22 protein-coding genes are annotated in these 23,644 nt (G+C 61.3%); 11 read left to right on the plus strand and 11 right to left on the minus strand.

Annotation, left to right across the window (positions count from 1 at the left end; all coding sequences use genetic code 11):
• Positions 1 to 149: 149 nt before the first annotated feature.
• Both J2X71_RS29285 and J2X71_RS29290 read right to left on the minus strand, forming a co-directional pair.
• Complete coding sequence (locus J2X71_RS29285) at positions 150 to 356, minus strand: CsbD family protein (RefSeq protein ID WP_113321602.1); 207 nt, start codon at positions 354 to 356, stop codon at positions 150 to 152.
• A 117-nt stretch (positions 357 to 473) separates the two neighbouring features.
• On the minus strand, positions 474 to 3,029 hold the full coding sequence (locus J2X71_RS29290; protein ID WP_310387768.1) for a HAMP domain-containing methyl-accepting chemotaxis protein: 2,556 nt from the start codon (positions 3,027 to 3,029) through the stop codon (positions 474 to 476).
• Between the two features lie 310 nt (positions 3,030 to 3,339).
• On the opposite strand from J2X71_RS29290, the gene J2X71_RS29295 reads away from it, so the two are divergent.
• Genes J2X71_RS29295 through mobB form a run of 3 tightly spaced genes read left to right on the plus strand, consistent with a single transcriptional unit; the run spans position 3,340 to position 5,460 of the window.
• A complete protein-coding gene (locus J2X71_RS29295) occupies positions 3,340 to 4,248 on the plus strand; it encodes a DMT family transporter (RefSeq protein WP_310387770.1) in 909 nt (302 codons plus the stop codon).
• A gap of 17 nt (positions 4,249 to 4,265) precedes the next feature.
• Positions 4,266 to 4,895 carry a molybdenum cofactor guanylyltransferase MobA gene (gene mobA, locus J2X71_RS29300; RefSeq protein WP_310387771.1) on the plus strand — a complete coding sequence of 210 codons (630 nt, stop codon included), beginning with the start codon at positions 4,266 to 4,268 and terminating at the stop codon, positions 4,893 to 4,895.
• A 31-nt stretch (positions 4,896 to 4,926) separates the two neighbouring features.
• A complete protein-coding gene (gene mobB / locus J2X71_RS29305; protein WP_310387773.1) occupies positions 4,927 to 5,460 on the plus strand; it encodes a molybdopterin-guanine dinucleotide biosynthesis protein B in 534 nt (177 codons plus the stop codon).
• A gap of 155 nt (positions 5,461 to 5,615) precedes the next feature.
• On the opposite strand, the gene J2X71_RS29310 is transcribed toward mobB, so the two are convergent.
• Positions 5,616 to 7,886, minus strand: a complete 2,271-nt coding sequence (locus J2X71_RS29310) for an OmpA family protein (protein WP_310387775.1) — start codon at positions 7,884 to 7,886, stop codon at positions 5,616 to 5,618.
• A 338-nt stretch (positions 7,887 to 8,224) separates the two neighbouring features.
• Between J2X71_RS29310 and J2X71_RS29315 the strand changes: the two genes are divergently transcribed.
• From J2X71_RS29315 to J2X71_RS29340, 6 genes are all read left to right on the plus strand, one after another.
• Positions 8,225 to 8,998: a transporter substrate-binding domain-containing protein gene (locus J2X71_RS29315; RefSeq protein ID WP_007819184.1), complete on the plus strand. Its 774-nt coding sequence runs from the start codon at positions 8,225 to 8,227 to the stop codon at positions 8,996 to 8,998.
• A gap of 113 nt (positions 8,999 to 9,111) precedes the next feature.
• Positions 9,112 to 9,918: an ABC transporter permease gene (locus J2X71_RS29320; RefSeq protein WP_113321599.1), complete on the plus strand. Its 807-nt coding sequence runs from the start codon at positions 9,112 to 9,114 to the stop codon at positions 9,916 to 9,918.
• Positions 9,915 to 10,745: an ABC transporter permease gene (locus J2X71_RS29325; RefSeq protein WP_113321598.1), complete on the plus strand. Its 831-nt coding sequence runs from the start codon at positions 9,915 to 9,917 to the stop codon at positions 10,743 to 10,745. The genes J2X71_RS29320 and J2X71_RS29325 overlap by 4 nt, the downstream gene beginning before the upstream one ends.
• Before the next feature lie 162 nt (positions 10,746 to 10,907).
• On the plus strand, positions 10,908 to 11,174 hold the full coding sequence (locus J2X71_RS29330) for an usg protein (RefSeq protein ID WP_007816277.1): 267 nt from the start codon (positions 10,908 to 10,910) through the stop codon (positions 11,172 to 11,174).
• 43 nt (positions 11,175 to 11,217) lie between these two features.
• Positions 11,218 to 12,039, plus strand: a complete 822-nt coding sequence (locus tag J2X71_RS29335) for a class I SAM-dependent methyltransferase (protein ID WP_310387782.1) — start codon at positions 11,218 to 11,220, stop codon at positions 12,037 to 12,039.
• Between the two features lie 70 nt (positions 12,040 to 12,109).
• A complete protein-coding gene (locus tag J2X71_RS29340; RefSeq protein ID WP_310387784.1) occupies positions 12,110 to 12,793 on the plus strand; it encodes a glutathione S-transferase family protein in 684 nt (227 codons plus the stop codon).
• Between the two features lie 15 nt (positions 12,794 to 12,808).
• Here the strand turns inward: J2X71_RS29340 and maiA are convergent, their stop codons facing one another.
• From maiA to J2X71_RS29370, 6 genes are all read right to left on the minus strand, one after another.
• Positions 12,809 to 13,459: a maleylacetoacetate isomerase gene (gene maiA, locus J2X71_RS29345; protein WP_310387786.1), complete on the minus strand. Its 651-nt coding sequence runs from the start codon at positions 13,457 to 13,459 to the stop codon at positions 12,809 to 12,811.
• A gap of 164 nt (positions 13,460 to 13,623) precedes the next feature.
• Positions 13,624 to 14,445 (minus strand): ATP-binding cassette domain-containing protein, encoded by an 822-nt coding sequence (locus J2X71_RS29350; protein WP_310387788.1) that lies wholly within the window; start codon positions 14,443 to 14,445, stop codon positions 13,624 to 13,626.
• 11 nt (positions 14,446 to 14,456) lie between these two features.
• On the minus strand, positions 14,457 to 15,293 hold the full coding sequence (gene ssuC / locus J2X71_RS29355) for an aliphatic sulfonate ABC transporter permease SsuC (protein WP_310387790.1): 837 nt from the start codon (positions 15,291 to 15,293) through the stop codon (positions 14,457 to 14,459).
• 91 nt (positions 15,294 to 15,384) lie between these two features.
• Positions 15,385 to 16,560, minus strand: a complete 1,176-nt coding sequence (gene ssuD, locus J2X71_RS29360) for an FMNH2-dependent alkanesulfonate monooxygenase (protein ID WP_310387792.1) — start codon at positions 16,558 to 16,560, stop codon at positions 15,385 to 15,387.
• A gap of 65 nt (positions 16,561 to 16,625) precedes the next feature.
• The gene (locus J2X71_RS29365) at positions 16,626 to 17,591 is read right to left on the minus strand and encodes an aliphatic sulfonate ABC transporter substrate-binding protein (protein WP_113321591.1); all 966 of its coding nucleotides are present in this window, start codon (positions 17,589 to 17,591) and stop codon (positions 16,626 to 16,628) included.
• A gap of 325 nt (positions 17,592 to 17,916) precedes the next feature.
• Entirely contained in the window at positions 17,917 to 18,882 is a 966-nt protein-coding gene (locus J2X71_RS29370) for an aliphatic sulfonate ABC transporter substrate-binding protein (protein WP_310387796.1), read from the minus strand.
• Positions 18,883 to 19,148: 266 nt separating this feature from the next.
• On the opposite strand from J2X71_RS29370, the gene J2X71_RS29375 reads away from it, so the two are divergent.
• On the plus strand, positions 19,149 to 20,018 hold the full coding sequence (locus J2X71_RS29375) for an NAD(P)-dependent oxidoreductase (protein ID WP_310387798.1): 870 nt from the start codon (positions 19,149 to 19,151) through the stop codon (positions 20,016 to 20,018).
• 13 nt (positions 20,019 to 20,031) lie between these two features.
• Entirely contained in the window at positions 20,032 to 20,715 is a 684-nt protein-coding gene (locus tag J2X71_RS29380; RefSeq protein ID WP_310387801.1) for a DNA alkylation repair protein, read from the plus strand.
• Between the two features lie 86 nt (positions 20,716 to 20,801).
• Here the strand turns inward: J2X71_RS29380 and J2X71_RS29385 are convergent, their stop codons facing one another.
• Complete coding sequence (locus J2X71_RS29385) at positions 20,802 to 21,734, minus strand: LysR substrate-binding domain-containing protein (RefSeq protein WP_113321587.1); 933 nt, start codon at positions 21,732 to 21,734, stop codon at positions 20,802 to 20,804.
• A gap of 442 nt (positions 21,735 to 22,176) precedes the next feature.
• Complete coding sequence (locus tag J2X71_RS29390) at positions 22,177 to 23,217, minus strand: porin (protein WP_310387805.1); 1,041 nt, start codon at positions 23,215 to 23,217, stop codon at positions 22,177 to 22,179.
• Positions 23,218 to 23,644 lie beyond the last annotated feature (427 nt).

Below are 23,644 nucleotides of genomic sequence, written 5' to 3' on the forward strand. Positions count from 1 at the left end.
GTTGTGCGCCGTTTCAAGATGTCCAATGGAGATCAGGATTCGGCTATCGACTCAACCCGCTTTGCCGCGGCTGATAACCAGCACGAAAAAAGCCCCGCATCAGCGGGGCCAAGTCTTTCTGAGTGGAATACTCTGATGTCGGATTGTTATCAGTGCCAGGTCTGGCCGTTGTACCAGGTATCGACGTCGCTGCGGATGCGGTCCTTGGCGAGGCCGTAGCGTTCCTGCAGCTTGCCTTCAAGCTGTTCGCGGCGGCCGTTGATCTGGTCGAGGTCGTCGTCGGTGAGCTTGCCCCACTGTTCCTTGACCTTGCCCTTCACCTGCTTCCAGTTACCTTCAACACGGTTCCAATCCATCACGGTTCTCCTTTGTTGGACATGGTTGGAAAACGACGCAGGCGCCAAATTGTTCAAAAGAAAAACCCGCGGTTGGAAAACCGCGGGCCCTTTCTGATCTCAAGCCGATGCATTGACTTATGCAGCACGGCCCGTCCAGCGACCCTCGGCGCGGCCATATCCATGCACCTCGCCTTCGTCACCGGTGCGGAAGCGGTTGACCTTGTCCGAGAGCATGTCGACGCGCTGGCGCAGGCCCTGGATTTCGGCATTGTTCTCTTCCACCATCGCCGCATTCTGCTGGGTAATGAGCTCCACGTCATGCACCGCCTTGCTGACCTCGTGGAGGCCTGTCGACTGTTCGCCTGTCGCAGCCGAAATCTCGGCGACGAGGCGCTGCACGCCGCCGATATGGGCGATGATTTCGGCGAGCGCCTGGCCAGTTTCCTCGACAAGCTCTACGCCGCTCTGCACCTGGCCGGAGCTCGCCGAGATCAGCTCCTTGATCTCGCGGGCGGCCTTGGCGCAGCGCTGGGCAAGTTCGCGCACTTCCTGCGCCACGACCGCAAAGCCGCGGCCCGCCTCGCCTGCTCGTGCTGCTTCGACGCCCGCATTCAGCGCCAGGAGGTTGGTCTGGAAGGCGATCTCGTCGATCACGCCGATGATGGTGGCGATCCTCTCGGACGACCGGTTGATTTCGCCCATCGCATCGACGGCCTTGGCGACGACCTCCCCGGAACGGGTCGCGAAAACCTGTGTCTCGTTGACGGATTGCGCCGTCTGCTTGGCGCGGTCGGCGGTGGAGCGCACGACATCGCTCAAGTGCCGCAGCGCCCGCGAGCTCTCCTCGAGTGCGGCCGCCTGCTGTTCGGTGCGGCGCGCAAGATCGTCGGCCGAGGACGCCAGGTTGCCCGTGCCGCCCTTGATCTCGACGGTGGCGCCGCGCACATCGGCCAACGTCTGGCGGAGTGCCTCGACGGCATGATTGTAGGTATCGGCCATATCGACGAAATCGCTGGCGAGATCGCGACGCATGCCGATTTCCAGATTGCCTTGTGCCAGCTGCTGCAGCACGTCGGAGAGAGCATTCAGCGCCTGCTTCTGTTCGGCCTCGATGCGGGCGCGCTCGGCGGTGCGGCGGCTCGCCTCGTCGGCTGAGAGCACCCGCGCGCTTTCGGCCTCCTTCTCGAGCCGGACGTTTTCGACAGCCGCATCACGGAAGACAGCGACCGAGCGAACCATGTCGCCAATCTCGTCGCCGCGGTTACGGCCTTCGATGGCAACTTCGAGATCGCCATTGGCAAGCCGGGTCATCACGTCTGAAACGCGCTTCAGCGGGCCGCGCAGGGTTTCGACCAGCATCAGCCCGCCGATGATCGCCAGCAGCGTCCCGAGGATCATCGCAAAGACAGAAACATTGGCCGAACGCTCGCTGTCTTCCTTGCCGAGTTCCTGAGCCTGGCTGACGAACTGGCGAAGCGAGGCCATTGCGCCGGAGAGGATTTCGGATGACTGCTGGCGTGCCGCCTTCCAATCTGCAGCCGCCTTCAGCATGTCTGCAGAAGCAGCGGTCAGCGAAACGGCAGCCGGGGCGACCTTGTCCGCGAACGCCTTCATGACGGCATCATTGGCGCCGAGTACGGAGATCTTCTTGGCGGTTTCGGTGAGCGCCTTGAGATCTGCGAGTACCACGTCCCGTGCGGCGCCATCACGTGTGCTCAGCATCTGGCTGACATGCACCTGCAACCGGTCGGCGTTGTCGCGCACCTGGTCGACCGAGGTCAAAAGCTCGCGCTGTTCGGCAATGCTCTTGTCGAGGCTGACGAAGCGGGCAGACGCCGTGTCGCTGTTCTTGGCCGACTGCAGCGTCATCTGGCCCTCGGTATTGACGAAGCCGGTCAAGAGCGGCGCCATGCCGGAGGCTTTCTCATCCGGTGTGCCGCTGCCCTTCAAGAGCGCATCGAGCTTGCCGGCTGTCTCGGCGACCTGTCCGATCAATGGCTGGCCATCCTGGGAGACCATGGCCTTGGCGACATCGAGTTGCTTCAGGATCTCGGCAATATGCTGCTGGGCGGCCTCGATCTGCTCCTCGGGCGTAAAGCCCATCTGGATGTCGACGCGCATCGCGCCCATGATATCGGTCAGCGACTTGAAGGCAGCGGAATTGTAGAGCAGTGCCTTGGCGAAGACTTCCTTGTCGGTGAAATCCTTGCGCACGAGATCGGTCTGGCCACCGGCTTCCTCTGCGGCAGCCGAAATCGCCTGCACCGTCCTGGTAATGGCTGCAACGCTCGCATCTTCCGTCTGGCGCAGGCCCAACAGCGTCTCCTGCTGTCTGCGCATGGCTGACGCCAGGGCGCTGACTTCGGTCAGCTGGCTGCGCTGGTCGTCGGTCTTCAGCAAGCCGTTCAGTCGCACGACGCCACTTTCCTGGGCATCGATCGCCTTGCCGAAACCGGCCCTGCTCGCATCCGACGGATCGGAGATGAACTCCTGAAGTGCCGCCTGAAGGTTCTCGAAATCGGAGATATTTTCGATCGTCGCGCGCGTCACCGTCATGTGGCCGTTCAGGATATTGGCCGTGTGGTAACCGAGGATGCCGACACCGGCGATCAGCACGACGAGCGGGATGACGAACAGCAGGACCTTGGTGACGATACGACGGCTTTGCAGAAGTCGGTCGATGAAGTGCATGGACGCGGCGCCTTGAAACTGATGGTACCGTCCACTCCGCAATCATTCCGGATGGTTCGGCGGCCTCCTCCATCATGAAGAGTGGTCGCATATTTTGCTGAATCGGTTGATACAACCTTAATCCGCAACCGGAAGATCTTGGAATTATCCTTATATTTCTAATATTTGCCGCAACTGCACAAGGATTGCGTTCCCTTACACTAGGTTGCGCTGCGCTGCAGCATCGAATTATTGCAGGTGTGGCATTCCTCCGATTCCCTTGCTGTCCGTTCCCTTCTAAAAGGGCTTGTAAGGTAAGGGAATCTCCAGCATGCCGCGATCACGCAATACCGAAGGCGCCATCTATATGAGCATGGCGATGGCGGGCTTTTCCTCAAGCGACGCACTCTCCAAATCGGTCATTTCCTACATGAATGCCGGCGAGATCATGTTCCTGCGTGGCCTCTTCACCAGCATCCTCGTCTATCTGATCGCCTGGAGGCTGGGCGCATTGAGGCCCTGGCGGGTCATGCTCAAACCCGTCATCGCTCTGCGCATTGCCTGTGAGATCATCGCCGCCGTCACCTACATTACCGCTCTCGGCATGATGCCGATCGCCAATGCCTCGGCGATCCTGCAGTCTCTGCCGCTCGTCGTCACCTTCGGCGCGGCACTCTTCTTCAAGGAGCCGGTCGGCTGGCGGCGCTGGATGGCGATCCTTGTCGGCCTCATCGGCGTGATGATCATCATCCGCCCCGGTCCGGAAGGCTTTACCGCCGCCGCCCTCCTCTGCGTCGGCAGCGTCGCCTCCACCGCAGGGCGCGATCTCGCCACCCGCAGCATCAGCAAGGATATTCCCTCGCTGATGATCACGACGGTCACGGCGGTCTCGGTCGCAATCTTCGGCGCGCTTATGATCCCCTTCCTCGGCGGCTGGGAACCGGTCAGCGTTACCTCGCTCACGCATCTGTTGCTTGCCTCCGTGCTGGTGCTCGTCGGCTACCAGTCGGTCATCCTCGCCATGCGTACCGGCGAGATCTCCTTCGTGGCACCCTTCCGTTATACGAGCCTGATCTTCTCTTCTTTGCTCGGTTTCTTCTTCTTTGCCGAAGTGCCTGATTTCTGGACGCTGGTGGGCGCTGCCATCGTTATCGCCTCCGGCCTCTATACGTTCTATCGTGAGGCCAAGCGCCACGTGCCGCCGGTCGCGCAGGAATCGGCGCCCCGCTCGCCCGTGTGATAGTCCGAGGTATCGCCATGACTGACTTCGTGCTCGACCAATCGACCATTCCCGGCGTCGTGCTGGCCGGCGGGCGCTCATCGCGCATGGGCCGCGACAAGGCGGGCGTCACGCTCGGCGGCCGCAGCCTGCTCTCCCATGTTCTGGCCCGCCTCTCGCCGCAGACGGCACAGATCGCCGTCAATGCCGATGCGGCCGACGGACACGACCTGCCCGTTGTTTCCGACCGTATTCCCGGCAAGGCGGGGCCGATGGCCGGGATTCATGCGGCGATGATGTATGGCGCCGGCCTGCCCGCCACCCATGTCGTCACCGTTTCCGTCGATTGCCCCTTCTTCCCGGCCGATCTCGTTAGCCGGCTTGCGGGTGCGGTAAGCCATCCCGAACAGATCGCCATTGCTGCCTCGGAAGGCCGCAGCCATCCGGTCTTCGGCCTTTGGCCGACGGCGCTCGCGGGCGATCTGGAAGAATGGGTCAGGATGGACGAGAAGCGCCGTGTTCGCGACTTCCTCTTGCGTCATGACGTAACGGAAGTCTCCTTCCCGCTGCATCCGACCCGCGCCAGCGTTCTCGATCCCTTCTTTAACATCAACACGCCGGATGATTTAATGGAGGCCGAACGCTGGCTGAAGGCACTTCGTGCATGAAAAAGATGGGCACATGAAAGAAGATGGGCGGATGACACAGAAAATCTTCGGCATCGCCGGCTGGAAGAATTCCGGCAAGACGGGCCTTGCGGTGCGCCTCGTCGAGGAATTCACCCGCCGCGGCTATCGCATCTCCACCATCAAACACGCCCACCACGATTTCGACATCGACAAGGTCGGCGCCGACAGCTACCGCCACCGCCAGGCCGGCGCACATGAGGTGACGATCGTCTCGGGCACCCGCTACGCCATCATGCACGAGTTGCGCGGCGCCCCGGAGCCGAGCTTCGAGGAGATATTGGCGCGGCTTGCGCCCTGCGATCTGGTGCTGATCGAGGGCTACAAGCGCGAGCCGATCCCGAAGATCGAGGCGCGGCGGCTGGAGGCTGCGAGGCGCGATCCGCTGGCGCCCGAGGATCGGCATATCGTGGCGATTGCGGCGGATCACGAGGTCGAGGATGCTGCAGGGCTCGCCTTGTTTGATCTCAATGACACGATCGCGATTGCGGATTTTGTTGCGCGCACGGTTGATCTTGGGGCTCCTCCGTCTCCCCAACCGGCGTGAGCGAACGTCTGAGCGGATAGTGAAGACCGCATTTGTTTTACCTGCGACCCCTCATCCGACCCTTCGGGCCACCTCCTCCCATCATCGCCATCACAAAATAAAAAGGGCGAGGCCCTCACGGACCCCGCCCTCCTCATAAAATTCCAGGTACTGGCTTACCTGTTCTGTGCCACAGGCCGCACCAGCGGCGTCACTCGGCGAATGGTCACGCGCCGGTTCTCCTGGTTCGGTCCTGCTGTATTCACCTTCAGATAGCGCTCGCCATAACCCTGAGTCGCAAGGTTCTCCGGCGGGATGCCATAGACATCCGTCAGTACGTTGGCGACCGATTCCGCGCGCTGGTCAGACAGAATCAGGTTGCTCTGGTCAGAACCCACCGCATCCGTGTGGCCTTCAATCAGGAAGGTCTCGCTCTTGTTCTTGTCGAGCACTTCGTTGATCGCATCGGCCACCTTGCGCAGCGTGCGGGCCTGGGTCATCGGGATTTCCGCACTGCCGGTCGCAAAGGTCACCGTATCCAGGTCGATGCGGCGCACCTTGTCGCGGATACGGGCGGAATATTTCACCTCGTTCAGCGAATATACGCGTTCGACCGGTTCGACGGGCGGCTCGCTCAGGAACTCGTAATAGTCACGGTCCGGATCGGTGCTGGTGTCGATGATATAGTCGTTTAGCGGCACGCGCAGGCGCATCGGCGGCAGGTCGGCACCCGGATCCTCGAAGTAATCACGGTCCGGATCCTCGTAGAGCTCGGGCGAATAATAGAGCACCTCTTCCCGGCCGCGGGCATCGACGCGCGAGCGCTGGATGATGTCGCCGTAGCGGTTGCGGATCGTCACGATGCGATAGCCTTCGGGCCGCATGATCGTTTCGCGGTAGCGGTCGCCCGAAAGCTCCTCATAGCTCGGCCGTTCGCCATCGCGCAGGAAGCGGCGGTCGTCGTCGCTGCGAACAATGGTGCGGTCGCCGAACTGGATGATGACGCGGCTGTCGTCCGTGCGTTCGCCGTAACGCACGCCATCAGGCTGGGCGAACTGGGGACGGCGGTCGATGCGCCGACCTTCTTCACGCGTGATGGCCTCGATCTGCACCGGCGCACGCTGTTGGGTGGCGCTCAGCGACTGAGCCTCGGCATCCGAGGTCGGCAGCTTGAAATCCTGGCTGTCGGCGCGCTGGCGGTCTCGGTCGCGACGGCCCTGCCGGCCCTGGCTGCGGTCCGCATCCTTGTCGCTGTCCAGAACAGCGGCACCATTCTCAACCGGCAGGACGATGGTCTCGCTACTCTTGGCAGGATCCTGGGCGATCTCCTTGCGGCGCTCCAGCTCCTGCGGCGTGACCTTTTCAGGCGCGGGAATGGACTGTTCGGCCTGCTGCGGCGCTACGGCTGCCGGCTGTTCGCCAGGCTGCGGCACGATGGCGGCAGGCTGTTCAGGCTGCTGGCCGGGTACGGGCTGGACAGCCTGCTGACCATTGGCGGGCGGTTCGCCAGCGGCAGGCTTTTCAGCGGTCGCCGGCGTTTCAGTTGCAGCGGGCTTTTCGGCTGTCGCAGGCTTTTCCGCCGGGACGGGCTTCTCGCCTGTCGGCTGTTCGGCCGTTGCGGGCTTTCCGGCTGGGACGGGTGCCTCATCGGAAGGTGCTGCCTGCTGCTCGGTTGCCGCGGGACGCTTGCCGCCGGCTGGCCGCTTGCCGCCCTGCTGCTCCGCCGGCTGTTCCGTGCTCTGCTCCGCGGGCTGCTCTGTCGTCTCCGTCTTCTGGCGCTGCGGGCGCTGGCGCGGTTTTTCAGCAGGCTGATTCGCCTCGCCGGCGGCCGGAGCTTCGACAGCCGGCTGCTGCGAGTCAGGAGCGGCCTGCTCGGCATTCTGCTTGCGATCGCGCTGGCGCTTCGGCTGCTCTGCCGGGGGCTGCTCCGCCTGCGGCTGCTGAGCTTGCGGCTCGGCCTGCTGTTCCGGCTGTGCCTGCTTCTGGCGGCGCGGCCGCTGCGGTTCCTCGGCGGCAGGAGCCTGCTGGTCGGGTGCTGCCTGTTCGGGCTGGGCTTCGCGCTGGCGGCGTGGACGTGCGGGTTCCTCGGCCGCGGGTGCCTGGACTTGCGGCTCTGCCTGCGGTTCGGGCTCGCGCTGGCGCTTGGGCTTCTGTTCCGGTTCCGGAGCGCTTTCGGCGGGCGCTTCGCGCTTTTGCGGCTTCTCGGCGGGCGCCTCCTGCTGCTGTTGCTGCTCTTCTGCCTGCTTCTTCTTTTTCAGGAGCTCCTCTTCGGAAGGTGCGTCCTGCGCCACCTCGTAGCTGCCCCCAACGATGGTATTGGCAACAGTGCCGGCAGCGCCATGCTGAACCCCGCCGACTGCGGCGTAAGCGCCTACCGGCGGCACTACGAAGGCAAGGGAAAGCAGCGGAAAGGCCGCGCTCGCAAACAGTCTGGATTTCATGCCCATAAGGGGTTTCCTCGTCCTTGTTTTGACTTCGACCGGGGCTCACTGCCCCGCAATCACGGCTTTTTGTGCACCACGCGAAACTCAAAGCGCTAAAATGCCGATTTGTTCCGGAAGCTAGGTAGGCACGCATTAACCTCGCCTGAACGTGGCAGTCGGTCCTCGTTCATGTCGGCTCGCACGCTGGCTGCCGGTTGCAGCGCACAATTGCGGCGGGATTCCTGTTGCAATTTTGTGAGAAAAGGTTTGATTATCGCCGCAAGACGGTGGTGGCACCGTCGAAGTGTGCGGCCTCCGGCGAACAACAAAAAGGCCCGGAGCCACCAACAGAGAGGATCCTCATGCGCATTTCCACCAAGCTCCTTGCTGCTGCCTCGATGGCGGCAATGTCTCTCTTCGCCGGCGCGGCGCTTGCCGACGGCGAAAAATATGTGATCGGCACGGACTCGACCTATCCGCCTTTCGAATTCGTCGACGCCAGTGGCACCATTCAGGGCTTCGACATCGATGTCGCCAAGGCACTCTGCGCCCAAATGAAGGCCGAATGCTCCTTCGTGTCCACTGACTGGGACGGCATCATCCCTGCTCTGAACGCCAAGAAGTTCGACATGATCGTCTCTTCCATGTCGATCACGCCTGAGCGCCTCAAGCTCGTCGACTTCTCCAACAAGTATTACAACACCCCGCCGGCAATCGCCGTGCCGAAGGACTCTACGATCACCGATGTTGCCGGCCTCAAGGGCAAGGTGATCGGCGCGCAGACCTCCACGACCCATGCCAACTACGCCGAGAAGCATCTCGCCGATACCGAATTGAAGCTCTACCCGACGGCTGACGAGTATAAGCTCGACGTTTCCAGCGGCCGCGTCGATGCCGTCATCGACGACGTCGTCGTTCTCTCCGAATGGGTCAAGTCCGATGCCGGCTCCTGCTGCAAGATCCTGACGACCCTGCCGGTCGACAAGGAAATCAACGGCAACGGTGCAGGCATCGCCATCCGCAAGGGCGATCCGCTGAAGGAAAAGCTGAACACAGCGATCGCCGCGATCCGCGCCAGCGGTGAGTACAAGAAGATCCAGGAAAAGTACTTCGATTTCGACGTTTACGGCGAATGATAAATTCGCTATCTGGCCGATGAAGATGATGGCGGAAGGCTTGCTCTTCCGCCATTTTTGTTTGACAAAGGTGGCAATATCAAAACGGCAAAAGCCGTGAGGGGAATTCTGGCATGGGCGGATTATTTTCCGCGCTTGGCTCCTTCTGGAGCCTGATTGTGCACATCGTCGATCCACTGTGCGGGCCCGTTGGCATCTTCACCTGGTTAGCGCCGTCGACGATTCTTGCCTGTGGCGATACCGGCTGGGGCGACGAGATCGCACTCGGCCTGCAGGTCACCGTTTCGGTGGCGGTCGTCACCTTGCCGATCGGTCTCGTCATCGGTTTTCTGGTCGCGCTCGGCCAGCAATCGGAAGAGAAATCGCTGCGGCTCGCCGCCGGCGTCTACACCACGATCTTCCGCGGCCTGCCGGAGCTTCTGACGCTCTTCATCATCTATTACGGCATGCAGATCCTCATCCAGTATCTGCTGGATCTCGCCGGCTATAATGGCCCGCCGGTCGAAATCAACGCCTTCTTTGCTGGCGTCATCGCGCTGTCGGTCGTCTTTTCCGCCTATTGCTCGGAAGTGCTGCTCTCGGCCTTCCGCGCCATTCCCAAGGGGCAGTATGAAGCGGGAGACGCGCTCGGCCTGCATCGCGGCCGCACGCTGCGCCTCATCGTCTTGCCGCAGCTCGTTCGCATCGCCCTGCCCGGCCTCACGAATCTCTGGATGGTGCTGCTGAAGGACACGTCCTATGTGTCGATCATCAGCCTTGCCGATATCCTGCGCCAGACGAGTGTCGCCGTGCGCGTGACCAAGGAGCCCTTCTTCTTCTATGGCCTGGCCTGCTGTCTCTATCTGGCGCTGGCCATCCTTTCCTCCTTCCTGCTCGTCTATGTCGACCGCTGGGCCAAGCGCTCGGAGGTCCGTCGATGAGCTACGCTGAAACATTGATCCCCCCGCAGCCGGCACCCCGCGCCGTGGCAAAGCCGATGACGGCCTCACGCCTCGCCGGCAATATATTCGTGGCCTTCTGGGCGCTGCTTGCCGCACTCCTGATCTACACCGTCATCAATGGCTGGGATCCGGAGAAGTTCACCCGCTACGGGCCGCGTTATCTGCACGGCCTGTGGATGACGCTCAGCATTGTGGGCATTTCGGTCGTCTGCGGCGCCGTGCTGTCTCTGCCGCTCGCCATGGCGCGCATGTCAAAAAATCGCGTGCTGAACTGGCTCGCCTACGGCTACATCTATTTCTTCCGCGGCACGCCGCTGCTGGCTCAGCTATTCCTGGTCTATTACGGCCTCGGTGCGTTCCGGCCGCAGCTGGAAGCGGTCGGTCTCTGGTGGTTCTTCCGCGATGCCTGGTTTTGCGGCGTCTTCGCTATGACCATCAATACCGCGGCCTATCAGGCGGAAATCCTGCGCGGCGCCATTGAAAGCGTGCCATATGGCCAGCGCGAGGCGGCCGATGCACTCGGCATCCACCGCATCATCGCTTTCCGCAAGATCATCCTGCCGCAGGCCTTCATCGTGGCGCTGCGCCCCTATGGCAACGAGATCATCCTGCTGATCAAGGGCTCGGCGGTCGTTGCCATCATCACCGTGCTCGACCTGATGGGCGAGACGCGTTATGCCTTCTCGCGTACCTTCGACTACCAGACCTATCTGTGGGCGGCGATCTTCTATCTCACGATCGTGGAAGCCTTGCGCCACCTCTGGGGCTGGATCGAGCGCCGCCTGACGCGCCACCTGAAGCGCTGAAGAGACTTGGCAGCACTCTCCTATCGCTGCTGCCAAGTTATTGAAATCAAAAACAAATAGCGCTTTTATGCGATATCTGTCAAGCTTCCGTTAACCACGGCATGATCTCATATCATGCAGCGCTAATAAGCGCAGAGTGGGAACAAGAAGAAGTGAGACAATATGCACAAGGACATGGAAAAGCAGCTTAAGGGTTACGGGCTGACGACGGCCCAGATCCTCTACCGCATGCCGGATCATCCGGCCTTTCTTCAGACCTATATCTGGCAGGACTACGACCTCGCACCGGACTTTCCGGAAATGCATGGTTTCCTGAAGTTCTGGCAGGAGAAACTGGATGGGCCGCTGCATTCGGTGCGTTACATTCACCGCAGGCTCATTTCGGCAACGGAGTGGCGCTCCCTTAAGGGCGAATTCATATTGCACTGAAATTGCAGTTGCGATGGTAAGCTGTGGGCTCTAAAACGCCCGCATGAACAAAAAGAAGATCGACGAAGAGGCTCTCGCGGAAGCCTATAACCGCGCTCTTGCGCTTGAAAAAGCCGGTGACATCGATGCGGCCGTGGAAGCCTATCAGGAAGTCCTGGCCATCGATCCCGACGATCACGGCGGCGCGGCTGTGCGCATTGCCTCCATGGGCCGCGGCGAAACGCCTGTTCGAGCGCCGGACGCCTATGTCGAAACTCTCTTCGATCAGCATGCCGAAGTCTTCGAGGATGTGCTGGTGGAACAGCTCGGCTACCATGTGCCGATGCTCGTGCGCCAGCGCCTGCAGGACCTGAAGCTCGGCCCCTTCAAGCGCATGCTTGATCTTGGTTGCGGCACGGGCCTGACCGGCAGCGCGCTGAATGACCTCTGCGAGGAGATGATCGGCATCGATATCTCCGAGAATATGGTCGTCATCGCCGATGAGAAGGAAGTCTATGAGACGCTCTTCGTTGCCGAGGTCGAGGATTTCCTCGACGACAATGAAGAGGATCCTTTCGATCTGATCACCGCGACTGACGTGCTGCCCTATCTCGGCGCGCTGGAGCCGTTGTTCTTCGGCGCTGCAGAGAACATGAATGCCGGCGGCATCTTCATCTTCTCCTCGGAAACCCTGCCCGAAAGGCTGGCAGACGGTCGCGCCTATATGGTCGGCCCGCACCAGCGCTTCATCCACACCGAGACCTATATCCGCGAGCGCCTGGCCGCCACAGGCTTCGAGCTCATCGAGATGATGGAGATCAACGTGCGCATGCAGGAGGGGCGGCCGAGCCCCGGCCATCTGGTGACGGCGCGTTATAACGGCTGAACGTGCCATCTGGCATTTTACGGGCGCCTTGCTAATTTCTTGACCTGATCTCTTCAGGAAAGGTCAATGCATGGCGCTCGTTCTCTACCAGCATCCGCTTGCCTCCTTCTGCCACAAGGTGCTGATCGCTCTCTACGAAAATGGGACGCCCTTCGAAAACCGCTTCGTCGATCTCGCCGACGAGCAATCGAGCGCCGACCTTCTGCGTTTCTGGCCCGTCGGCAAGATCCCCATCCTGCGCGACGAGACGCGCGACAGCACGATTCCCGAAACCAGCATCATCATCGAATATCTGGACCGGCACTATCCCGGCCCTGTTTCACTCGTGCCGGAGGAAACCAATGCCGGCCTGCAGGTCCGCCTCTGGGACCGCTTCTTCGATCTCTATGTGCAGGTGCCGATGCAGAAGATCGTCATAGACCGGATACGCCCGGAAGGCTCGGCCGATCCGCACGGCGTCAATGAAGCGCGCGCCATGCTGTCTCTCGCCTATGATATGGTGGAAAAGCAGATCGACGGCAAAGCCTGGATCACCGGCGACGCCTTCACCATGGCCGACTGCGCCGCGGCACCCGCCCTCTTCTACGCCCGCACGCTGGTGCCCTTCACCGAGAAGCGCCCGGGCATCGAAGCCTATTACCGCCGTCTGCTGGAGCGCCCCTCCTTCGCCCGCGGACTGAAAGAGGCGCTGCCCTATTTCAAGTTCTACCCCTACAAGGAAAACCTGCCGGACGAGTTCCGGCCGCAGGAATAGCGGGCGCCCGCCTTGCTAATGAGCGTTCGAGTAGCCGGCCTGCCGAGAAGGATGGGCCTGCGCAAATTCCGGAAGGTCGAAACAGCGCGTCCCGAGAGCCGCCAGGGACGGAAAGGCCGATAGGTCGATCTTATTGAGATCGGCCATGACGATCTGGCCGGCGATGCAGATATCGGCAATGCCGGGGGCCTCTCCGAGCGCAAACGGTGCCGGCGGGCGCCGGGTGAGCAGGCGCTCGTAGGTCGCAAGTCCCTCCGTCGTCCAATGCCGGCACCATGTCTCGATCGCGGATGCATCTGCGCCGAATGCCTGGCCGAGATGTTTGCGCACGCGCGGCACGATCAGCGGGTGGGCATCGGCGACGGCGACCAGCGCCAGCGACCGAGCATAGGCTTTCTCCCTGGCATCCTCGGGCATCAAGCGCGGCTGCGGATGGATATCGTCGAGATATTCCATGATCGCCAGCGATTGAAAGACGCGATGGCCATCGTGAACCAGGGTGGGCACGACATGTTCGGCGTTCACTTCGGCATAAGCAGCATCGAACTGACGCCCGGAGAGAATATCGATTTCGATTTCCTCGAAAGGCAGTTTCTTCAGGGCAAGCGCGACGCGGACACGAAAAGCCGCGTTTGAGCGCCAGAAGCCATAGAGTTGAATGGTCATGGGAGTGATCCGCTCTGATTGAATGCCAGGTATCGCGATGATGCGAACCTGCTCTTATCTAGCGGATGATCCGCCCTCGCGTCTCGCCTCGCGCCATCGCAGCGACGCAATGTCACTTGCCGGCATTCAGGTGGCTGCCTTCCGGAAGGCGACGAATGGCGAGCCTAATGCCCGCCATCGCTACCGAGGATCGCCGACAGCAGCCGCCCTTCGAGCTCCGCCAACGCCGGATTGCCGTGGCGGCGCGGGTGCGGATAGGGAATGGCGAGATCAAGCGCGATGCGGCCCTCTTCCAGTACGATCACCCGGTCGGCGAGATGCACGGCTTCGCTGACATCATGGGTGACGAGCACAGTGGTGCATCCGAGTTCGCGCCAGACGCGGTTCAGCAATTGCTGCATGCTGATGCGAGTGAGCGCATCCAGCGCGCCGAGCGGTTCATCGAGCGCCAGAATGCCCGGCTTGCTGACGAGCGCGCGGGCGAGCGCCACACGCTGACGCTGGCCGCCGGAGAGGCGTGCCGGCCATTCGCCTGCCTTTTCGGCAAGCTGCACTTCATCAAGCACAGCCTGGGCTTCCTCACGCGCACGCTTCTTCTCGACGCCTTCGCCGAGACCGACGACGACATTGTCGGCGACGCTGAGCCAGGGCAAGAGGCGCGGTTCCTGGAAGACAATGCGAGCATTCGGATGCGTCTCGCTGCCATCAGCACCTTCGAAGTGTAGATCGCCCGACGTAGGTTCATCGAGGCCCATCAGGATGCGCAGCAGCGTGCTCTTGCCACAGCCGCTCTTGCCGATAACGGCGACGAACTGGCCGGCCGGAATATGCAGATTGATGCCGCGCAGCACCCGGTTGGCGCCAAAGCTCTTTTCGAGACCGGAAAGTGTGATGGCAGCAGCGCCTTCACCGGCGGCAACCGGCTGGTTCTCGGAGAATTCTACAGCTTCGGCGGCATGAAAACGTTCGTGCGTGACAACGGTCATGGCTTCAACTCCTACTTGGCGTAAGCCGGGTTCCACTTGAGCGTCTGACGCTCCAGCGCGCGGGCGACGACATCGGCGAGCTTGCCGAGCACGGCATAGATGACGAGCGCCAGCACCACGACATCGGTCATCATGAATTCGCGGGCATTGTTGGCCATGTGGCCGATGCCCGAGGATGCGGCAATCGATTCCGAGACGATCAGCGTCAGCCACATGATGCCGAGCGCATAACGCAGCCCGACGAAGATCGACGGCAGCGCGCCGGGGAAGATCACCTTGCGGAACAGCGTCCAGCCGCTCATGCCATAGACCTTGCCCATCTCGATCAGGTCGCGATCGACATTACGCACGCCATGATAGGTGTTGAGATAGACGGGAAAGAGCACGCCGAGCGAGGTGAGGAACAGCTTCGATTCCTCACCGATGCCGAACCAGAGGATGACGAGCGGGATCATCGCCAGATGCGGAATGGTGCGTAGCATCTGCAGCGTCGTATCCGTCAGCTGCTCCGAGAGTTTCGACACGCCATTGGCAATGCCGAGCAGGAAGCCGATCGAGCCGCCGACCAGAAGGCCGGCAAAGGCCCGCGCCGCGCTGACCATAACGTCCTCAGGCAATTGCCCCGAGATCGTCGTCGTCCAGAAGGCAGAGGCGACATCGGCCGGAGACGGCATGATGCGCGAGGAAATCCAGCCGACAGAACAGCCAAGCTGCCAGAGTGCGACGATCGCAACCGGCACCAGATAGGGCAGCAGCTTGTCGCGGCCGGGCAGCGGCAGGCGGAAACCCGCCCTACCCTTGCGCGTCTCGGCGGCAGCCCGCGCAAACGGCGTATCGAAAGTCGACATGGATATCTTCCTCGCGCTTCGGTTCTGAACAATTCCGGCAAAGCTGTGCGGGGCTTCGTGTCCGGAACTGCGTTGGGAAAAGCGGCCCCTATCAGGAGCCGGAAACGACCTTCAGGTTGCCGCCATGGCTACCGCCGGCAAAAACCTTCTTGCGGCCGAACTCGTTGTTGAAGCTCAAGCGCTGTTCGTCCCTGCTGATGCCGAGTTCCGGGAAGAGCAGTTCGGCGACGCGATAGGCCTCTTCCAGGTGCGGATAGCCGGAGCCGATGACCGTATCGATGCCAACGTCCTGATATTCCCTGAGACGAGCAGCCACCGTTTTCGGTGAGCCGACGAGCGCAGTACCCGCACCGGCGCGCACCAGGCCGATACCGGCCCAGAGGTTCGGTGACACTTCAAGCTTGTCGCGGCGCCCGCCATGGAGGGCTGCCATGCGCTTCTGGCCGACGGAGTCGGATTCCTTGACGAAACGCTCCTGCGCTTCGGCGATCGTCTCGTCATCGAGATGGCGGATCAGGCGGTCAGCGGCTTCCCATGCCTCTTCGTCCGTCTCGCGAACGATGAAGTGCAGGCGGATGCCGAAGGAGACGTCGCGGCCCTTGCCGGCAGCGGCAGCGCGCACTTTCTGAACCTTTTCGGCAACCTGTGCCGGCGGTTCACCCCAGGTCAGGTACTTGTCGACGCGGCCGACGGCGAAATCGATGCCGGCATCCGAAGAACCGCCGAAATAGAGCGGCGGGCGCGGCGACTGCACCGAGGGGAAGCCGAGGCGGGCATCGGTCGCCTTGATGTACTTGCCGTCATAGCTGGCGACACCCTTTTCGAGCAGTTCTTCGAAGACATGAAAGAACTCGTCGGCATGGGCGTAGCGCTCGTCGTGCTCCAGATGGATGCCGTCGCCGGCAAGCTCGGCGGGGCTGCCACCAACGACGATATTGAGCAGCAGGCGGCCGTTGGAGATGCGGTCGAGCGTGGTGGCAAGGCGGGCATAATAGGCGGGTGACGCAGTACCCGGGCGGATCGCCACCAGGAACTGCAGCTTCTCGGTCCGCGCTGCCAGCGCCGAGGCCATGACGAAGGATTCCTCGCAGGCGACACCGGTCGGCAGCAGCACGCCGGAATAGCCGAGACGGTCGACCGCCTGGGCGATTTGCGTCAGATAGCCGATCTCCGGTGCGCGGTTGAGATCGGTGGAACCGAGATAGGTGCCGTCACCTGAAGTCGGGATGAACCAGAGGAAATTGATCGGGTCGGATGAAGCGGTCATGAGCGCATTCCTTTCTTATAACTGTCTGAAATCGGCGGTGCGGCTGTCAGCTCGCCCGGCGGCTGTCAGCTCGCCTTCGGGTGCCAGACGATATCGCTGACCTTGAGCTGCTTCGGCACGATCTTGAGCTTGTAGAAATCATCGGCGAGCGCCTGCTGATAGGTGAGCGCGGCATCCGGCACGAGAGAGATCTTGCCGAGGTCGGCCTGGCTGCGGGTGAGCGTGACGCGGGTGATATCGGCGGGTACGCCGGTGATCTGGGCCAGCGCCTTCACCGTGTCGTCAAGATTGGCCTGGGCGGCCGCGCCGACCTTGGCGAGCTCGTCGATCACATCGACGATCACTTCGGGATTGGCGCCGGTAAAGGTACCGTTGCCGAGGAAATAGCCCCAGTTGTCGAGCAGGCCTTCGGAGGTCGTCAGCACCCGCGTCTGCGGATCGGCTTCGGCCACCGCAAAGAACGGGTCCCATATCGCCCAGGCATCGATGCTGCCGGTCTTGAAGGCCGCTCCCGCATCCGGCGGCGGCAGATCGACTTCGGTAATATCGGCAAGCGAAAGCCCGGCCTTGGCGAGCACCTTGAGCGCAAAATTATGAGCGCTGGAGCCACGCTTATAGGCAATTTTCTTACCTTTCAGATCCTCGAGTTTCTGGATCGGCGAATCCTTCTGGACGAGAAGCCCGTGGAAGGCGGCAGGTCCCCGATAGGCGCCGACATAGAGAAGATCGCCACCGGCCGCCTGTGCGAAGAGCGGCGGCACATCGCCAGAGACGCCGAAATCCAGTGCGCCGGCGCCGACAGCCTCGAGCAGCGGCGGGCCTGACGTGAACTCATTCCACTCGACGCTGACGCCCTTGGCCTCAAGCCGCTTTTCCAGCGCGCCCGAGGCCTTGGCGAGTGGCAGCACGCCGAACTTCTGCCAGCCGATGCGAAGCGTCGTGGCCGCAGCCTTTGCGGAGCGAACCTGCGGCAGGATGGTGGCGGCGGCCGCAGCGCCGAAAAGGCCGAGCGTCTGTCTGCGAGTGAACATGAAATCTCTTCTCCGTTCTGGTGGCTTTCGGCCGTTCCCTGCTGCGAACCAATGTCGCGAACCGGTCGCGCCTGATCATGCGGAGATACTGACATAGACGACCAATTAGATCGACAATATCAATTTGCTATTCTAACTCGGTCAGGAGAATAATTTTCCCCGGTTCCGCGGCATGGGTACGCTCCCATGCCGCGGTCGCAGGACCCTGCCCCAGCGCCCACCCCAAGCTGCAGGAGAGATCCTCCGTCCGGCGGCTATCAGATGCCCGGGTGCTGACGAAGTCAGCTACCTCGGCGGCTGCCTTGGTCAGCTCGCCCGGCGGCTATCAGCTTGCCTTCGGGCGCCAGACGATATCGCCGGTGGTCAGCTTCTTCGGCACGATACCGAGATTGTAGAACTCGTCGGCCAGCGCCTGCTGATAGGAGGCTGCCGCATCGCTCACCGTCGTCACGCTGCCGAGATCGGCGCCGGGGCGCTGCAGCGTCACCCGCGTCACTTCGGCGGGAACACCTGTTATTTCCGAGAGCTCCTTGATCGTCGCATCGAGATTGTCCTGCGCCGAGCGGCCGACCTTGGCGAGCTCGTCCAGCACGTTGACGATGACCGTGCCGTTCTCGTCGGTGAAATCCTTGTTGGCGAGGAAGAAGCTGTAGGAATCGACGATACCTTCCGCCGTCGTCAGGATGCGCGTATCGGGATCGGCTTCCGCGATGGCGAGATAGGGATCCCAGATCGACCAGGCATCGATGCTGCCATTCTTGAAGGCCGCTGCCGCATCCGGCGGCGCGAGATCGATCTGCTGCACATCTTGCGGCGCCAGCCCCGCCTTACGCAAGGCTTTGACCGTTACGTTATGAGCGCTTGAACCGCGCTTGAAGGCAACCTTCCTGCCCTTTAGGTCTTCCAGCGTCTTGATCGGCGAATCCTTGCGAACGAGGATGGCCGAGCCCGCCGGGCTGCCGCGATAGATGCCGACATAATAGAGCGCACCGCCTGCCGCCTGCGCAAAGAGCGGCGGCACGTCACCCGTCGCGCCAAAATCGAGTGCGCCGGCGCCGAGCGCTTCGAGCAGCGGCGGACCGGAGGTGAATTCCGACCAGCTCACAGTAATCCCCTGATCGGCAAGCCGCTTTTCCAAGGCGCCGCGACGCTTGGCGAGTGCCAGCACGCCGTTCTTCTGCCAGCCGATGCGAAATTCCGTTGCTGCGGCACGGGCCGGCTTGACGGACGGCAGAATGGCCGTGGCGGCTGCGGCTCCGAAAAGCCCGAGCGTCTGTCGACGCGTGATCATCGCTATCCCCTATTTCTGGCAGGCCCGCGCTCCTGCTGCGCTGGCCGGTCCGTTTCGATAGATTGATGATGATTTAGTCTATAAATTAGATCGACAAAGAAATTTATCATATTCGTGATATCTGAAACTTTCCCGACCCCGTTTTGTCAGGCTCGGAGAAATTTTGTTCCAAGGTAGGCCTTCTAACCCGTCCTCTTGGCTTTCCGCCGCCCCCCGTTTCCGCTAATTCTCGAAACCAGTTTGCAAGCGGTCATGGAGAACAGCATATGGCGAAAGTCGCTTTCATCGGTCTCGGCGTCATGGGTTTCCCGATGGCGGGACATCTGAAGACAAAGGGCGGCCACGATGTCACCGTCTATAACCGGACGGCCGAAAAAGCCGCCGCCTGGGCGGAAAAGTTCTCGGGAAAGTCCGCCCCTACCCCTGCGGAAGCCGCCGACGGCTGCGATTTCGTCTTCGTCTGCGTCGGCAATGACGACGATCTCCGCCAGGTGACTACAGGTGAAAACGGCGTGCTGAAGACCATGAAGCGCGGCGCGGTGCTGATCGACAACACCACGGCCAGCGCCGAAGTCGCCGGCGAACTCTACGAAGCCGCCAAGGCAAAGGGCGTCGACTTCATCGACGCTCCCGTCTCCGGCGGTCAGGCTGGTGCTGAAAACGGCGTGTTGACCGTCATGTGCGGCGGCGATGAGGCTGTCTTCGAAAAGGCAAAACCTGTTATCGACGCCTATGCCCGAATGGTCGGCCTGATGGGGCCAGCCGGCTCCGGCCAACTGACCAAGATGATGAACCAGATCTGCATCGCCGGCATCGTCCAGGGCCTTGCCGAAGCCGTGCATTTCGGCAAGCGCGCCGGTCTCGATATCGAAAAGGTGGTTGACGTCATCTCCAAGGGGGCGGCCGGCTCCTGGCAGATGGAAAACCGTCACAAGACCATGAACCAGGGCAAATACGATTTCGGCTTTGCCGTCGACTGGATGCGCAAGGATCTCGGCATTGTGCTGACCGAAGCTCGCAACAATGGCGCCAAGCTGCCGCTGACGGCCCTCGTCGACCAGTTCTACGGCGATGTCCAGGCGCTCGGCGGTAACAGGTGGGATACGTCTTCTCTGCTCGCCCGCCTCGAAAAATGACCACGCCCTGTCAATGATCTCCCCATCTTCGAGTGCAGCAGAACTGATCGCGCATCTTCAGACGCTGCGCTCTGAAGACAATATCGCCGGCATGGCGCGTTTCGGCATCGTTACCGAGACGGCCATCGGCATTTCCAATCCTGATCTGCAGAGGATCGCCCGGCTCGCAAAGAAGGATCACACCAGAGCGAAAGCGCTCTGGGCAAGCGGCATCCGCGAAGCGCGTTTGCTGGCGCTCTACACGTTCGATCCGAAAAGTCTTACGGAAGCCGAGGCCTGCATACTTGCCGCCGACTTCAACTCCTGGGAAATCGTCGATTGCGCCGCCGACCTCTTCATCGAGGCGAAACTCGACGCACTGATCCCGGACTTTGCCGCCGATGAGCGTGAATTCGTCAGGCGAACCGCCTTCGCCATGATCGCCGGTGCGGCCGTACACCGGAAGAAGGACCCGGATGAAAGCCTGCTTGCCTACCTGCCGCTGATCGAAGCGCATTCCACCGATAACAGAAACTTCGTCCGCAAAGCCGCCAACTGGGCACTCCGCAACATCGGCAAGCGCAACCGCGCCTGCCATGGTCAGGCGCTCGCCCTCGCCGAACGCCTCGCCGCAAGCATGGACAAGACGGCGCGATGGATCGGCAAGGATGCGGTCAGGGAACTAACGAGCGAAAAGCTGCTGGCCCGGCTCGGCTAAGCGCTCGGCATTGCGCGAAAACAAAGCGAATAATTCCAGCAAAACTCTGCCGCGGTTTCGCGATAACACTTGCATGGAACAGAGCTTTACTGTGCTGCGATCGCAGCCCCTGTCGTAACGATCTGATGCTGCTTGGATTTCTCGACGAGGAAATCGATCAGCGCCCGCACCGCCGGCGGCATGCCCTTGGTTGTCGTGAAGACCAGATAGAACTGGCTCTCCACCGTCTGCCACTCCGGCAGCACGCGAACCAGCCGGCCGGACTGGAGATCCGACGCGCAGGCATTTTCCAGGATGAGACCGTAGCCCACACCTGCCCGAGCAGCATCGAGGATAGCCGTCATGCTGCGGCAGGTGAGCCGCGGTTGATGGCGTACGACCTTCTTCTCGCCATCAGGCCCAACCAGCTCCCAGGTGTGGAAGGACATCCAGGTGGTCATGGCAAGCGTCGGCGCATTGCCGAGGTCGTCAACGCCGCCGAGTTCGCCCATGCGCTCGACGAGCGAGGGGCTGGCGACCAGGATGCGCCGTGCCCGGTCGAGCTTGCGCATCATCAGGCTCGTCTGTGTTTCCGGCTCGCTCGCCGCGCGGACTTCGACGTCGATGCGCTCGTTGATGAGGTCCGTGCGCCGGTCGGAACCGATGATCTGCAGCTTGATCTTGGGGTAGCGCTCCAGGAATTCCGGCAGCACGGCTCCGAGCGAAATATCGATCAGTCCGAGCGGGCAGCCCATGCGCACGATCCCTTGCGGATCGGACTGGGCCTCCGTGACGATCGACTTCGCACGATCGGCCTCTCTCAGAATCGTCTGGCATTGCTCATAGAAAGCCTGCCCGATCTCCGTCACCCGGAAGTGACGTGTGGAGCGCTCGATCAGCCTGGCGCCGAGGCAATCCTCCAGACGGCTGACGCGCCTGCTCAACTTGGAGCGGGGTATTTTCAATGTTCGACTTGCGGATGCAAAACCACCGCTGGAGACGACGGCAGCAAAATAGAAGTAGTCGTTAAGATCGTCCATTATCGAAACCTACCCGAGAGTAGTAGTGAATGCCAGCCTCTGAAATGCTTATAGCGCCTCACCTGTCACGTTACAGTCACATTATTGGCATCGATTCCCGAGGAATAGAACCTGTCCAGACGCGTAGTTCATCGGATGAATTTTTTCAACCAAAAGGTGTATATCGCGCAAAAAAATATGGCGCGATTGATCAAGGGCAGCGAATACACTGATAGTTTTTAAATGTGCTCGACGTCGGGAAAAATCCGGAGGAAAGCCTTCCGGCAAGATGAAACAGGTAAGCGTGGCGGCGCTCCTGGCTTCATAACGACTTTAACTGCAAAGGACTGGCCCAGCAGGGAAAACCGGACCAGTCCCTCGTTACTGATCGGAGGTCATTCTGATCAGAAACTCGTGGGGTTAGGAGACCCCCGGCGCAAGGCCGGGGGTTCCGTCGCTCAGATTAGAACGAGCGCTGCAGACGGAAGTAGCCGGTCGTGACGTCGTCGCCATCTTCCGGATCCAGGTACTGGACGGAAGCCTTGGCGTAGAAGTTGTCAACGATCTGGTAGTCAACCGTCAGACCGACCTTCCAGGCATCGCCGAGACCGTCGAAGTCATCCGGAACATCCGAAGAGCCGCCGAAGTAGTTGCCGTAGTACTGAACGCCGGGGGTGATCTTCAGCTTGTCCGTTGCCTTGATGGCGTATTCGGCAGCAACTGCCCATTCAGCGATCGAGTAGTAGGAGTTCGGGCCGCTGGAGTAGACAGCTGCGAGGCCGAGCGTGCCCGGGCCGAGTTCAGCCGTACCCATAGCGCGGATTGCGCCATCTTCGTTGTCGAAGTCGTAGCCGCCGGTGACCTGGTAGCTGAACGCACCTGCCGTGCCGCCGATGCCGAAGGCAACGCCGACGTTGTTCGGCTCTTCGCCATCCTTGAAGACGCCGTCTTCCAGTTCGTCGACGCTGAGGCCAGCGTAGAAGGAACCGGTTTCGTACTGATAACGGAGCGAGTTATGCAGCGTTACGTTGGAGCCGATGTCGTCCGTTTCGCCGGAGAGACCATCGTCCCACCAGGAGTAGAAGAGACCAGCGCGGAAGCCAGCGACGTCAAGGTAAGCGGAGTCGAGGATCGTCGACTGGTCAGACGCGTTGTCGGCGTTTGCCTGAAGAACGATAACGCCGGTGAGCGGACCGTATTCGGTGTCGCTCTTGGCCGTGAACTGAACCTGACCACGGGTTACAGCATCCCAGCTAGAGTCGTTCGGGCGAGCGTCGGTTTCGCCAACGCTCGGGCCGACGTTAACCTGGAAACGGATGTAGCCTTCGATCTTCAGGCAGGTTTCCGTGCCCGGGATGTAGAAGTAGCCGGTGCCGTAGGCGTCGCAGACGCGAACGTACTCAACCGGCTCCGGCTCGGCAGCAACGATTGCGTCTGCTGCGAGTACCGGGGTCGATGCAGCAAATGCCGCTGCTGACGCAAGCAATACCATCTTGATGTTCATTGTAGAATTCCACTCCTTTGTCGATCGGGGCTTTACCCTGTCTCCGAAGATCCAAAGCCGACCCGTTTGAACAGCCTCACGGCGTGCGGATCGATCGAACCGCCGAACGTTCATCCCACAGACATCTGACTGTAGCAATTCGTGAAGGGAGCCAACCCCCAGCCTGAGCATGCTTTCTGCGCCAGGCGTGGTTTTTATACAACAATTTCAAGTGGATAAATAGCTAACGCACAAATGCCGCCGCGGTAACCAGTGGCTACCGCAAGCGGCTGAAATGTTCCTCCCAAGGCACCGCAAAAATGGAGCAGAGCTCGAACGTTTTCGCGAAGCAACCAGACTTTAGCGGCGGCTAAGGACTACATAAAGATGGGAGATTAGGACATAGTGTCCTGAAATCGAACCTAATGGTGCAGAAAGCGACCATCAA

The organism is Rhizobium sp. 1399 (genome assembly GCF_031455475.1).
In the GTDB taxonomy this organism is placed as follows: Bacteria; Pseudomonadota; Alphaproteobacteria; order Rhizobiales; family Rhizobiaceae; genus Rhizobium.